17 protein-coding genes and 1 tRNA gene are annotated in these 13389 nt (G+C 33.3%); 16 read left to right on the forward strand and 2 right to left on the reverse strand.

All coding sequences use genetic code 11. The features are described 5' to 3' along the window. The first annotated feature begins 21 nt into the window (after positions 1–21). The 15 genes from IAE52_RS04215 (at position 22) to IAE52_RS04285 (ending at position 10543) form a co-directional block, all read left to right on the forward strand. Positions 22–723: a distal tail protein Dit gene (locus IAE52_RS04215; RefSeq protein ID WP_233610947.1), complete on the forward strand. Its 702-nt coding sequence runs from the start codon at positions 22–24 to the stop codon at positions 721–723. Beyond that, positions 720–2849: a phage tail spike protein gene (locus IAE52_RS04220; protein ID WP_200136706.1), complete on the forward strand. Its 2130-nt coding sequence runs from the start codon at positions 720–722 to the stop codon at positions 2847–2849. Before IAE52_RS04215 ends, IAE52_RS04220 begins: the two co-directional genes overlap by 4 nt. Further along, positions 2831–4249, forward strand: coding sequence for a BppU family phage baseplate upper protein (locus IAE52_RS04225; protein ID WP_200136707.1), 1419 nt, complete (start codon positions 2831–2833; stop codon positions 4247–4249). Before IAE52_RS04220 ends, IAE52_RS04225 begins: the two co-directional genes overlap by 19 nt. A 74-nt stretch (positions 4250–4323) precedes the next feature. After that, the gene (locus tag IAE52_RS04230) at positions 4324–4545 is read left to right on the forward strand and encodes a hemolysin XhlA family protein (RefSeq protein ID WP_058204022.1); all 222 of its coding nucleotides are present in this window, start codon (positions 4324–4326) and stop codon (positions 4543–4545) included. 12 nt (positions 4546–4557) lie between these two features. After that, on the forward strand, positions 4558–4845 hold the full coding sequence (locus IAE52_RS04235) for a holin (RefSeq protein WP_200136708.1): 288 nt from the start codon (positions 4558–4560) through the stop codon (positions 4843–4845). Then, complete coding sequence (locus IAE52_RS04240; RefSeq protein WP_200136709.1) at positions 4832–5611, forward strand: peptidoglycan amidohydrolase family protein; 780 nt, start codon at positions 4832–4834, stop codon at positions 5609–5611. The genes IAE52_RS04235 and IAE52_RS04240 overlap by 14 nt, the downstream gene beginning before the upstream one ends. 107 nt (positions 5612–5718) lie before the next feature. After that, positions 5719–6645: a peptidyl-prolyl cis-trans isomerase gene (locus tag IAE52_RS04245; RefSeq protein ID WP_200136710.1), complete on the forward strand. Its 927-nt coding sequence runs from the start codon at positions 5719–5721 to the stop codon at positions 6643–6645. A gap of 85 nt (positions 6646–6730) precedes the next feature. Further along, entirely contained in the window at positions 6731–7009 is a 279-nt protein-coding gene (locus IAE52_RS04250) for a hypothetical protein (RefSeq protein ID WP_200136711.1), read from the forward strand. 105 nt (positions 7010–7114) lie between these two features. Further along, positions 7115–7474: a YxeA family protein gene (locus IAE52_RS04255; protein ID WP_200136712.1), complete on the forward strand. Its 360-nt coding sequence runs from the start codon at positions 7115–7117 to the stop codon at positions 7472–7474. A gap of 133 nt (positions 7475–7607) precedes the next feature. Further along, positions 7608–7757 carry a hypothetical protein gene (locus IAE52_RS04260; RefSeq protein WP_200136713.1) on the forward strand — a complete coding sequence of 50 codons (150 nt, stop codon included), beginning with the start codon at positions 7608–7610 and terminating at the stop codon, positions 7755–7757. Between the two features lie 120 nt (positions 7758–7877). Next, positions 7878–8447: an ImmA/IrrE family metallo-endopeptidase gene (locus tag IAE52_RS04265; protein WP_200136714.1), complete on the forward strand. Its 570-nt coding sequence runs from the start codon at positions 7878–7880 to the stop codon at positions 8445–8447. After that, positions 8440–9564, forward strand: a complete 1125-nt coding sequence (locus IAE52_RS04270) for an FRG domain-containing protein (RefSeq protein WP_200136715.1) — start codon at positions 8440–8442, stop codon at positions 9562–9564. The genes IAE52_RS04265 and IAE52_RS04270 overlap by 8 nt, the downstream gene beginning before the upstream one ends. Positions 9565–9677: 113 nt before the next feature. Continuing rightward, on the forward strand, positions 9678–9902 hold the full coding sequence (locus IAE52_RS04275) for a hypothetical protein (RefSeq protein WP_200136716.1): 225 nt from the start codon (positions 9678–9680) through the stop codon (positions 9900–9902). Between the two features lie 290 nt (positions 9903–10192). Then, positions 10193–10387 (forward strand): YjcQ family protein, encoded by a 195-nt coding sequence (locus IAE52_RS11700; protein WP_200136727.1) that lies wholly within the window; start codon positions 10193–10195, stop codon positions 10385–10387. A gap of 82 nt (positions 10388–10469) precedes the next feature. Further along, positions 10470–10543, forward strand: a tRNA-Ile gene (locus tag IAE52_RS04285). A gap of 165 nt (positions 10544–10708) precedes the next feature. On the opposite strand, the gene IAE52_RS04290 is transcribed toward IAE52_RS04285, so the two are convergent. Together IAE52_RS04290 and IAE52_RS04295 are read right to left on the reverse strand one after the other, a co-directional pair. Next, positions 10709–11080: an aldo/keto reductase gene (locus IAE52_RS04290; RefSeq protein WP_200136717.1), complete on the reverse strand. Its 372-nt coding sequence runs from the start codon at positions 11078–11080 to the stop codon at positions 10709–10711. Between the two features lie 1247 nt (positions 11081–12327). Then, positions 12328–12576 (reverse strand): GlsB/YeaQ/YmgE family stress response membrane protein, encoded by a 249-nt coding sequence (locus tag IAE52_RS04295; protein ID WP_058204319.1) that lies wholly within the window; start codon positions 12574–12576, stop codon positions 12328–12330. 321 nt (positions 12577–12897) lie between these two features. On the opposite strand from IAE52_RS04295, the gene IAE52_RS04300 reads away from it, so the two are divergent. Further along, complete coding sequence (locus tag IAE52_RS04300) at positions 12898–13167, forward strand: hypothetical protein (RefSeq protein ID WP_200136718.1); 270 nt, start codon at positions 12898–12900, stop codon at positions 13165–13167. The last annotated feature ends 222 nt before the right edge of the window (positions 13168–13389 follow it).

The following is a 13389-nucleotide window of genomic DNA, read 5'->3' on the forward strand; positions in this document are numbered from 1 at the left end:
CGAAAGTCTAATGAATTGAATATGAGGATCAAAAATGGAATCGAATTTGTTATACCTGAATCCGTTCTTGATTTTCAAAGTGTAGATGGTAGAAGCTCAGATATCATCTTTGATAAGAACAAGTTCAAAGATATTGAAAAGAGCTTCGCTGTTAGATTATTTAAACAGAAAGACTCAAACATTGCCACTCTGCTTAGAAACATAGCGGGGTGGCTTTATGTTTCAAAAGAATATTCTCCTTTAGTTTTTAGCGAATATGGGGACTATTATTATAAAGCGGTTTGTTATGCAAGCACCACAGCTGCAGATAATAAACGTGAGTGGTTAGATATTGAGTTTACCTTTAAGTGCCAGGCTTTCATGTTTAGACTGGATGGCGAAGATGAACGAGACATTCAAAGTGGCTCTGCTTTAACTAACCCTGAACCTTTTGAAAGTTTGCCATTGATAACTTTTAACAAAACAACATCAACTGCTGACAGTACGCTTTATATCAATGGTGAGCAGTACACGATTGCTAAAGAAGCTGGAACAGGAATCATCACAATTGATAGTGAAACTGGAATTGCTTATAAAGAAGGTGGAGTAAATGTTTCTAAGTATTGCTTAATTAATGGTGCCGGCTATCATCCGATTACACTTCAACCAGGACGGAATGAAATTAGTTACAACAATATGGATAAGGTCAAAATAAAACCACGGTGGAGGAATTTAGCAATATGAGTATTATGATTTTACATGATAAGACGAATAATAACTGGAATTCCCAAGGTTTAGGTCCATTAAGTGAAGCCATGAATCCTCAGGTAACAAGAGAACGTAACGGAGCTTATGAGCTAAATTTCTCTTACCCAGTAAAAGGTGTTTTGTTTAAAGAACTCTTGATGGGACGTTGGATTGTTGCGGATGCGGGACCAAGTCAAACCGCTAAAGCTCAACGTTTTGAGATTGCGGAAATTACGAAGCCTAAGAATGGGATTGTGACAGTTTACTGTGAACATTATCGCTATCAACTTTTGAGGTCTATTGTAAAAATAGGCCCTAAAATTGAGAATGTATCAGCTCAAACCGTACTAAACCAGTTACTGGTTCAAATGGAGCCTAAAAGTGATTTTGGTTTTACAAGCGACATCGTGACAAAATCCTCTATTGATTTTACAGACCCATCCAAATTTAGCAATGCTCAGGAAGTATTAGGGGGCGTTCAAGGCTCAATTCTTGATAATTTTGGTGGAGAATATCTGTTTGATAATAACCGAGTGAAGTTGTTGAGCAATGCTGGGGTTGAGCGAAATGTCATTATTGCTTATGGTAAAAACTTGACTGATATTTCCCAAGAAGAAAGCATTGAAAGTACTTATACTTCTGTTTATGGCTGGGCAAAGTTGGATGAAGAAGATGGTCAAATTATCACTTTGCCTGAAACTTATCTTGATAGTGACTATGTTGATAATTACACTCAGAGAAGAATTAAAATGGTAGATTTCAGTCAAGATAAACCAGCTAATACGACTGATTTAAGAAACCTTGTCACAAAGTATATCAAGAACAATAAAGTTGGAATTCCAAAAGTAAATATCAAAACAAGCTATGTTGACTTAGCCAGTTCAGTCATGGATGCACAACTAACGAATTTGGAAGAAATTGACTTGTGCGATTGGGTAACAGTCTTGTTTAATCAATTAGACATTAACACAAGCGCTCAAATCATCAAAACAGTTTGGAATGTTGCACTGGATAAGTTTGACAGCTTAGAACTAGGCGAAGCATCAACTAACATGTCCAAAGTCATTAGCGATAGTCAGCCTGATTTGAATAACATTACTGACAAAATAGGGTGGTTAGATGATGCTCAAAAAGAAGCATCAGATATATTAAATAACCCAGGCAAAGGGAACGTGGTTATATATCCAAGTTTAGCTGACCCACAAGAAATTCTAATTATGGACACTAAAGATGTCAACACAGCTAAGAATGTCTGGAAATGGAATGCTGGGGGGCTTGGTTTTAGTTCTACAGGCTATAAGGGAACTTATGGTTTAGCCATGACAAACAATGGGGCAATTGTTGCTGACAGAATGACTACTGGGACTTTGAGGGCATTGGATATTATTGGTGTTTCTATTTCTGGTAGTGATATCACTGGAACAAATATTATTAGTGGTCTGATTAAAGGTGCACAGTTTGTCCAAAATGATAATACTGGTTCAGCGATTCTGGGAATGAAATATGGAAAGTTAGGTTTCTTTAATTCTGAAAGTGCAGCGATTGAGGGAAATAATGCTTTTGCTAGCGTATATGGTGACTCAAACGGTGGCGGAACTTTACTAATGCATGCTGGTAGTACGTATCTTAGGATTTATGGTAACGGTGGTTCAAATTTTGGAGGACCTCTTGAAATATTCGGAAAAATCACTGGTGATAAAGGGGCTGACCTTTATGGAACTTTAGATATGCATGGTTATTCTATTATCAATCAATCTGATATTCGTTTAAAGGAAAACATTACTAAACCAACTATTAGTGGTATTACCGAAACGAAACGCATTCAAATGGCAGAGTTTGATTTCAAACAATACTATGACAATCAAAATCCGAAACAGCAAAGACCTAGTGTCAGACAGTTTGGGTTGATTGCTCAAAGCACTCCGTTCTTAGCTGAAATAGCTGATGAAAGCGAAAATCATTATTTGAGCGTTGATTTGAATAGACAAGTCAATCTAAATACACTAACCAATCAAGAACTGATTGAAAAAGTGGAGCATTTAGAAAGCCGTTTGATTATCAAGCAAAAAGGCAACAGAAAAGCTTATAGCAGAAAGGGGAAAAGATGTCGCACAAAACATTAAATTTAGATTTGGCCAAAACGCCAATTCTTAAATCCATTGTCTATGGTCGGATTGGCGATGAAGATATGCAGAAAGTGACTGTTAATATCACAAGTCGCGATACTCCAGTTGATTTAACTGGCTTTACAATTACATTTGAGGGAATCACAAGCGGAGGGCAAACCAAAGTGTTTGATGTGGATGGCATCTCAAGCACAGCTACCGGTCTAAAAGCTGGAACATTTGATTACACATTCCCAAACATGGCTTTTACGGTTGCTGGTAATTATGAAATTGCTTATTTCTCAATTGTAAAAGGTGATAAAAGAGATACAACTGGTGAGTTTGACATTATCGTTGATGGTAATGCCGATATTGACGCTCCATTGGCTGAAACGATTATCACGGAGTATAACAAGTTAGTCAAAGAACTTCATCAAATCACTGACAAGTATATCTCTGATTCTGATGCAAAATTTGCGGACTTGAATAAAAAGATTGCGGATCTACAAACCAAGATTACCCAATATCAGAACACGGTAAAAAATACTGCAGATACTGCGGTTTCCACTATCAATACCACCAAAGATAGTGCCGTTTCAACAATTAACAGTACAAAAGATAGTGCGGTTAGCACGGTTAATACAGCCGCTTCAAGTGCTGTTAAGACAATCAATGATGCACTTGAGGAATTTAAAAAAGGAGACTTTTATACCAAGGCAGAGGCAGATACAAAGTTTGCGACCAATCAATCACTGACAGATTTATCAACTAAAGTTATCGCAAACAAAGGGAACCTAGCAAGTGGAACTGATTTGGATAATGTAATTGATATTGGTACTTACCGAATTGGAGGACTTACTGGAGGAACAGATATTATTAATGTGCCTTCTGAACTTTCTGGTACAGCTATATATGCCTATTTAACCGTTAGCGGAACAACAGCTTCAGTGGTTCAAGAACTGATAATATATGCCTCAAGCACTGGGTCAAAAATTTACAGTCGTTCTCGCTATGGTAGCACACCTACTTTCAACCATTGGTCAAAAACTGTAATGGCTGATGATTCGGGGAAAGTCACTATGAAGGATTTAGTGGCTTCTAGCATTACATTACCTAATGACACTGACGGCTGGGTCACACTTCAAAACTTGCATTATAAAAAGAAAAATGGACTTGTTAGTTTTTGGTTTGACTTCACAACAACAGCAGCTGGAACTGCTGTTGTCGGCACTTTCCCAGATGGATTTATTCCACCTAATGACGTCATGTTTGTTATTGTCAATTGGACTACCACAACGGCATCAAGTAAAGTTTTACAGCTAACAGGATTGAACAGTAGCACAAATACTGGCTTAGTTGGCATTCTAAATGCTGTAGCAAATACACGATACACAGGACACTTTACATTTTCAGTATAAAAAGAAAGACAAAAAAATGATTACTAAAATGATTCTAATTGCAGTTTAAGTATGATATTTAGAAAGAAGGAGTAATGGAGGAAAAAGCATGGCAAGAAGTTCTTGAACGGTTGGCCAGAATAGAAACAAAGCTTGATAATTATGAGTCAATTAGGGAAAAAGCTGAACAGGCTCATTTAATCGCTTTGAATAATGCAGATGATATTAAAGAAATAAAAGCAAATAACAAGTGGGCTTGGGGCTATATGATTGGTCTTGGGATTTCAATTGTTATTTATTTTTTAAGCAAATTTTGAAGGAGAAAGAACATGAAAACATTTTTTAAAGATTTAGTAGAACGTGCGATTAAAACATTTGCACAAGCGATGATTGGGGCATTGGGAGCTGGAGCTACAGGACTAATTGGTGTAGATTGGGTTCAAGCATTAAGTATTGCAGGATTTGCAACTTTAATATCAATCTTGACCTCAATCGGAAGTTTAACCATTGGTGATGATACTGCAAGTTTGGTTAAAACAAATGTAGAAGTCCAACCGGACATCTATAAAGATATGGACCATGAATTCACTGAAGGAGGGAATAATGTCAAGTATTGAAAATATGATAGCTTGGATGCAAGCTCGAAAGGGTAAAGTTACCTACTCAATGACTTCACGAATGGGGCCAACAAGTTATGATTGTAGCTCGTCAGTATTTTTTGCCATGATTGCCGGTGGTTTTCTGGCAGCTGGTTCAATGGGAAATACTGAAACCTTGTTTGGAATGTCAGGAACTAAACTCAAAGAAATCAGTCGAGGAGAAATACAACGTGGTGATGTTTTTATCTCAGGCACTCCAGGAGGTTCAGCTGGTTCGGATGGACATACGGGTATCTTTTTGAGCAATGGTTCATTCATTCATTGCTCTTACACTCACAATGGAATTGCGGTTGATACGAATGATGCATACATGAGCACTCGCTTACCACATCACTTTTATCGAATCGTTGGTTCAGGTTCAGCAAATACTGATGATAAGCCACAAATGGTTACATTATACCTTGATGGTCAATTTGGAAATGCGACTGCTAAACGACTTCAAGAATACTTTGATACGGCTGGTAAAGATGGAGTGATCAGTCACCAGTGCAAACAAACTTTCAATCAAAATATCTATGCTGCACAATTTGATTCATCACTGACAGGTTCAAATGTGGTTAAAGCATTGCAAAAATTCTTAGGAATTCGACAAGATGGATTATTTGGCCAATCTACAATTAAAGCACTACAAAAACATCTTCGAACAACACAAGACGGAAAAATTAGCCCAGTTTCTGATTCTGTGAGAGAACTCCAAAGACGATTGAATGCGAATAAACTATAAAATTAACCCTGACTTCGGTCAGGATTTTTTTGATATCCTTAAGGGAAAGTTAAGAAGTAAAATATAAGATAAATAACGTTATTATAAAAAAAGAATGAAGGTTTTTAATGAATTTCAAAAAGAAAAGTTTGGTTATTGCAACTACAATTATTTTAGGGGCTACGTTAGTAACTCTATCAGGATGCTCTAGTAGTAATAATGCGGTGCCAAACAAAAATATTGTGACAATGAAGGGAGATTCAGTAAAAGTTTCTGATCTTTATAAAGAGTTACAAACTTTCCCTAACATATCATCAGCTGTCTTAGTTCAAAATCTTACTTTTGATAAGATATTGAGTAAAGATTTTGCTAAAGAAGCTGATGATAAGGCGCTTACTAAACAAGTAAATACTTTAAAATCTCAATACGGAGATCAATTTTCTTCTATGCTTCAACAATCAGGGTTAACAAATGAGAACTTAAAAGCGTATCTTCGTACAGGAATGCTTGAACATGCAGCAATTGATGATGATATCAAAAAAACTCAGTACACTGATGCTAACCTTAAAAAAGCTTGGGAATCTTATCACCCAGATGTGACGGCTTATGTTGTTTCTGAAACATCAAAAGATGCAGCAACAAGAGCTTTAGATGCTGCTAAAAAAGATGATGCTGGTAAAGCAAGCTTTGAAAAAACAAATGCTGAAAGCAAAGTAACATTTAACTCAGCTTCAACAAGTGTTCCTGCTGAAGTTCAAACAGCTGCGTTCAAATTGAAAAATGGTGAGTTTTCAGATGTCATTGAGTCTACAAGTTCATCAACAGGTACAACCTCTTATTATATTGTTGAAATGGTAAAAACATCTGAAAAGGGAACTGACATGAACAAGTACAAAAAAGAACTTCAAAATGTTATAAAAACTGAAAAAGAAAGCGATACTACATATAACAACAGTGTCATTACTAAATATCTTAAAAAGAATAATGTAGAAGTTAAAAATAAATCGTTCTCTTCAATCTTTTCACAATATTCTACAAGTACATCACAATCATAATATATAATAAAACCCTGGCTTCGGTCGGGGCTTTTTTTGTTTAATATTTTTTGATAAACTAATTGTAAAAGGTTGGAGTAGACTTATGGAAAAATTGAGCAGTAAAATTACATTTAAAAAGTCATTAAAAGATTCGAGTTTAGCTGCGGCTACTCTGCTTGTGTTAAAAATGATTCATAAATTACTGTTTAATTATGCTGAAATGAGGAATTATTTTTATCAATTATTTTCCGCTGACAATCTAGTATTAGCATTATTGGTTTCAATATCTACAGTGATATTTATTTGGATAATAATGTCTTTTATATTTGGGATAGTTTACTATACTTATCGCAAAATAAAAGAAAAAGTTTTCAAAGAATAAATTAAAACCCTACTTCTGCGGGGACTAGTACAAAATTATAAGGAAAACACTTATAAAATTATATTATAATTTAAATATTAAATCTTTTTGGAAAGGTAAATAGCAATGAAAAAAATATTCTTTGGTTTAGTTGCAGTACTAGTAATGATTATTGGGTCTGGTTGCGTTTGGTATAAAGTAAATTATGGGACTACTCCATATTATGTTCAACTAACACAAGATGGTAAGAGCGAGAAAATAACCTACAATGACGGAACTTCTGGTACTATCTATCATTATAATTTAACAGGTTACGACAAAAGTGGAAAAAGCCAACAGGTAAAATTGATAGAATCCCGAATCCTCAAGCATGATGCATATCTAAAAGCAGCATACAGTAAGAAGGAAAATGTGATCAGCTGGGAGGAAGTAAAAAAATCAGAAGTACCAGTAGCAGCTTTGGAAGAATTAAATAGTAGAAAGTAAATTAACCCTGACTTCGGTCAGGGGTTTTATTATGTCTATTTCAAAAATCATACTTTAGTACGATTTTATAATTGCTCTAACTGTTATATAATATATTCGAGATTATTATTATACACGGAATAGGATGAGATTTATGAAAAATATGAAAAAGAAGGCAGTAATAGGTGTTATTTTAGGGCTATTTATAGGATTATCTTACGGCTATATCATTCATAATATTGCACTTGGTATTTGTATCGGGTTAAGCTTCAGTGCAATGAGTTACTTTAGGTATAGAAAATAATTAACCCCGCTTCGGCGGTTTTTTTGTATTGATGGTGTTGACAATTAGAGGAAATAATAGTAAAATACATAGGTTTACTCAGTTGAAAATGATATAATTAAGTATAAGGAGGAGAGAGAAATGAAATATAAAGAACTGTATGATGAAGATTTTTTAGATAAATTTGGAGAACATAAAGACACTGTTTCAAATCTTGAACTCGGTAATAATCAGCAAATAAACGTTCAGTCTATAGCTGAGGCGTGTGGTATAACAGTTAAATTTGATACTGTCGAACATTCTGGTTGGAGTATAAATTCTGATGAAGATGAAAATACAAAAGAAATAATAATAAATGAACTTGAACCTGAATATAGACAACGATTCACGATTGGTCATGAAATTGGGCATATTGTTTTAGGTCATAAAGGCAAGTCATATAGGACAAGTGATATGACAAAGTACATTGATACTTTAGCTAGAATGCATGAAGTAGAAGCTAATAATTTTTCAGCTGAACTCATTATGCCAAAAAGGTTAGTTTGGAATGTTCTGCTTGAGACAGTAGATGAGTTAGAATACTCTAGGACTCAAAATTTTGATGACCAAGATATCCAGAAATTGATAAAATATTCTGCAGAAAAAATGAAGGTATCAGAACAAGCATTAGGATATCGTGTTAAAAATTTAAAGGTATTTATAGATGAATAACGTGACGGATTCAAGTGTTGGTTTCTATAACAAGGTTTATGGAAGTTATAGAGAAGAAAACTATTTTCAGCAGATTAAGATTACTATAAATTATATTAAAAATAGTGTTGGTGTTGGTAGTGATAAAGAAAGAATTTATAGAATTAATTCTTTATCTTTGGGGTGTGATGACAAAGATATTATCACTACTACCGAATATAAGGATATTGAAGACTTTATTAAAAAATGCAATGATAACTTGGGAAAAAAGTCTTATCCATATGAATGGCAAATTTTTTATCTTTATAAAGAGCTGTTTCAATTTTTTATAAGTGATAAATATAATTATAATTTTTTTCGGGGTCAGGCCCATGATTATTCGCTTGTTCCTGGAATACTTCGAGAAGCAGTGCAAAATTCTTATAGAAATGATTTTGAGAATTTGTATTTAAAAATTGCCAATGAGTTTCCTGATAAAATCTCGTACTTTAGCTTAAGTAGTAGGGAGGAGATAGATAAAAGAGAATATCAACTATCATTGCTTCAACACTTTGGTTTAAAAACGAGTCTCTTAGACATTACAAGTAACCCTTACATAGCGATGCTCTTTATGCTCTCTGAGGGAAGCGCTGATTACAAAGAACCAACCCTCTTTCTATTCAGAATTGATGAAAAAATTCATAAAGATAAGCATTTATTTACAGAAGTTAAGAAAAGCAAATTAAATGAAAGAATTATCGCTCAAAAAGGTGCGTTTTTAAATTTTGATAAAATATTCGAGAATAGATCTTATGATATAGAAAAGATTCCAAGAGTAAAAATAGTTTTGCATTTTGATAGTGAAGGTTTTAAAAGTCAGATTGAAAAAGAAAAGAGAGAACTGTTAGAAGTTCAAGAAAAAACAGAATTACCAATAACAAATAGTAGGATAATGGCATATTATGAAGCACTTGATGATGAAGTTAAAAACATCGATAAAACAAAAGTAGATTATCTGAAATACATAAAAGATGAACTATCAAATAAATTGAGGGAATATTGCTATTTTGAAGAAGATTTGTTTCCAGATTTTGAAAAGAGGATACAGTATTTATCCGATAAGTATGAAGCAATAGGTTTGAAGAAAATTTCTCAATAAGGCCTCTCGCCCTCCGGGGCGTTTTTCTTTTGTCTGATTGTTGACAAAAGAATAGTATTGGTTATAATAGAAGAGCAGTATAATAAATTTAAAATATATTATGGAGGAGTATTATGCCTGAAAAGTACATTTACAGTGATGGTGAACTCGAAGAAAATGAAAATGGTGGTGTTTCTCAGTATAGTGAATTAACGGATTCATTTGAAGAAATTTACAGTAAAGAAGAGTTAGAAGAATCGGTTTATGATGATGCGGGAGAGTATATTTCCGACCTTGAACTTGGACAAAGTACTTTTGATGAAATGGCTGAATATAACCCGCATTTATTAGATGATTGATGCGTTGTTTTTACATCTATAATTTTATTATTCATTTAAGAAAAGAAGCATATAATAAATACATTCCAAAAAATAAACTTTTTCATAAATACTCCTAAGCGCCTATTAATTTAGGTGCTTTTTTTGTTCTTTTAAAAAAATGACAAAAAGTTGAAAAAAAGGTAAAATATAGTCGAAAGATCAAGCACTAATATAAAGGATAATTTATGGATAAGAAAAAACTGCGTTATGCAATTTTAAAAACATTAGATGAAAATATAGACCCATTTAATGTTTTACAAAATTAAGAAATCTCAAAAAGTGACATTTTAGAACAAGGTAATTTTCTTTCAAGAGAAGGTTATATAAAAGGTAATGAAAGCTCTGGTAATTCAATTTACAAGTGGGGGTATCTAACTGAAAAAGGGGAACAATTTTTAGAAGATAATAAAGTGTGGAAGAAAGCATATAAAGGACTTAAGGAACTTAGAGATTGGTTTAAATAATTACTAGTATCATATCTTTTTTTAATAACAAATATGATATAATGGAAGTCTTAAACATAGGTGGCAGTAACGCTCCCTAAATGGTTCTTTAGCTTAGTTGGTTAAAGTCCCCCGCTTATAACGGGGTTAGCGCTAGTTCGAGTCCAGCAAGAACCATAGAATAATAGTAGAAGCTCCTGAAAGGAGTCTTTTCTTTACCTCTTTGTGCATCTTGACAAGAAAAAACACCAACGAAAGGTTGGTATATATGGGTTAATGATATATTATTTAAATATATTCTCCGTTTTTCTTTACAACAAAAATAGGGATTGGTTTTGTCTTCTAATATTGTTTTTTTACAAACTCGACTGCATCGGTAGTCCCTAATGTGCCATCTTTACTTACTTGTTGAAATTTTATATGAGTTTTATCAATAGGAGTGATATGAAATTCAGTTCCTTTCTTACTAACAAGTTCGATTTCTTTTTTATTGTTTTCGTCAGTGTATTCTTGTGAACATTTAGCAATGGTATGCTCTCCATCCTTAATTACCCAGTCATCCTCATTTTGCATAATGATAGAATAAGTTACGTTCCAGTCCTTACTATACCAGTCTCCCTGTAGCCAATCCGAACTATCTTCTCTAGTCTGACAACTACTCAATACGATTAAACTAAAACCTAAAGCTAAAATTGTAAATACTATTTTTTTCATATTATTCTCCAGGCATATTTTTTAAAATAATATCAAAACGTTAATGATTATGCAAGGTATTTTACTCAAAACATTATTCTTTACAAAATAATGTGATGGTAATATAATAATTCTACGAGTAGTATTTTAATAGTGTTTCAGAAAGCACCTTTTGGCGAGGGTGTTTTTCTTTATTATTGTTCAGAAGTTTAGTATAATAGATCTCTAACACTGACACCCCGTAATTGGGGTTTTTTTGTTAACAAATGTTATTTCGTCATTTTATCGATGTTGTTATAATGATGGAATCATGAATGCTATTCCAATTACAAATACAAATAGCTCAGTATTTATGAACAGATAAAGTGCCCTTTTCCAAAGCGAGGGCGTTTTTCTTTACAGTAAAAAGTATAAATTATATAATATAGTCTCCCCCATAAAATAAGTTTTTTTCATAATAACTTTCGCGCTACTCTTTTATAGAGTAGTTTTTTATTTCACAAGTCGTTTCAGTTTACACCATATTATACAAGGAGTATAGTAATAGTACATTCAAATTATAAACGCTTGAACACCTTGCCGCCATGCAGGGTGTTTTTGTTTACAAAATTCTGATTAAAGGGTATACTGTATGTAGTTTTGCAACTATAACACCGTTTTTGACTAAGTGACGGTGTTTTTTTATTATTCGTTTAAGAAATAAGTTCTATAATACATTTATTCCGAAAAAACTTTCATAAAGTTTACTCCGAAGCGTCCCTCTCCTAACTGGGGCGCTTTTTTATGTTATAATGTATCCGAGCGGTTTAGAACTCCTGCTCACCTCGTATAGCCATTCTTCGGAGTGGCTTTTTCAAATAAAAAAGCTCTAGCTGGATGACTTCAAGGAGTCCAACTAGAGGATGATGAGGGTTAGTACAAATTCAGAAAAAAATTTCGTATATGCAAAAATAGGATGTACTAACTATTTAAATATTATCAATTTTTCAGATAATTGTCAATTATTTATGCTATACGTTATAATACATTCAGGATGAGTGTGGGATTTCATCCTATTTCTATAGTTAAGCTGATCTTCGGAGTGACTTTTTTATTTCGTATTAAATATTTAGCTTAGGTTAAGAAATCAGCCTTATAATATAGGTGTTCCTACGAAAGTAGGAGTGTGTTTTTCTAAGGATACCCGTCAGCCATAGGGCGGGTATTTTTATATTAATATGAAAAACCACTATAATGAAATAGTGGTTTTACTTTTGGATTTAAAAAAATTATTTTTTGTTATTTAAAGCTCTAATAATGAATGAAGCGATAAGAATAACAATTACTGCACCAATAATTGAAGGAATAAGAGCCATACCAGCAAGTGATGGACCCCATGTTCCTAATAGTGCTTGCCCAACGAAAGACCCAACAAGTCCTGCGATAGTAGTAACTATCCAACCCATACTTGAGTTTCTAGAAGTCAAAGCACCTGCAATAACACCAATTAAAGCACCTACAATAAGTGACCAAATCATAAAAAGTTCTCCTATAAAAAATATTTGTTAATAATAACAAAAATTATTATATCATTGTAACTAGTCAAAACACAAGATTGTGACTCACAAATATATGATATAATTAAAGTCTTGAACATAGGTGTCAGCATTTGCTGGCATTTTTTATTTTTGGAAAAATATTGTATAATATTATCGTTGACAAGCTAAAGTGTAAATTTATTAATTTAGCTAGTAATACTTTGCAGACGCTCGGACTTCAGATTCGTTGACTTTTTTAACCGCGAAGGTTTAAGTTCCTGTTTGAGCATATAAAACTATATTTTAACATGAGGTATTGTGATGGGTAATAGAAATTTAATTCTACATACAATTGAAGATATGGCTTGTTATGGCAAGAGTTTTAAAGTTTTTGCAATCAAGGGTAAAGATGATTCAAGGGCCTTTATTGGCTATGTACATGCTGATCAACCCATTCATGAAGACTATGATTATACAAGCGATAAGGAGTTCGAGGGAATTTTAAATTTTTATAGAGAAGGTATTAAAAAATTGGAAGGTAATGACTTTGAATGTATGACTCTTTTGGAGTTACTAAAACGCATCGAGTAACCGTTCGATCACTGGATAAAGTTCAGTAAGGACTATAAAAACAGGTAGCAAAAAAGTAGCAGAAATAGTCTAAAACCGAAAAAAATTATGCATCTTTAATTTTATTAAAAGTGCTATAAACCCTTTAATATAGGAGGTTTTCTAGTTTTGATAAATACCAAAAAAAGTTGATAATGCATGGATCTCATGGATAACTTCAAAAAATAGGATATTGATATAAAT

It is taken from the genome of Lactococcus sp. S47, assembly GCF_016517475.1.
In the GTDB taxonomy this organism is placed as follows: domain Bacteria; phylum Bacillota; class Bacilli; order Lactobacillales; family Streptococcaceae; genus Lactococcus; species Lactococcus lactis.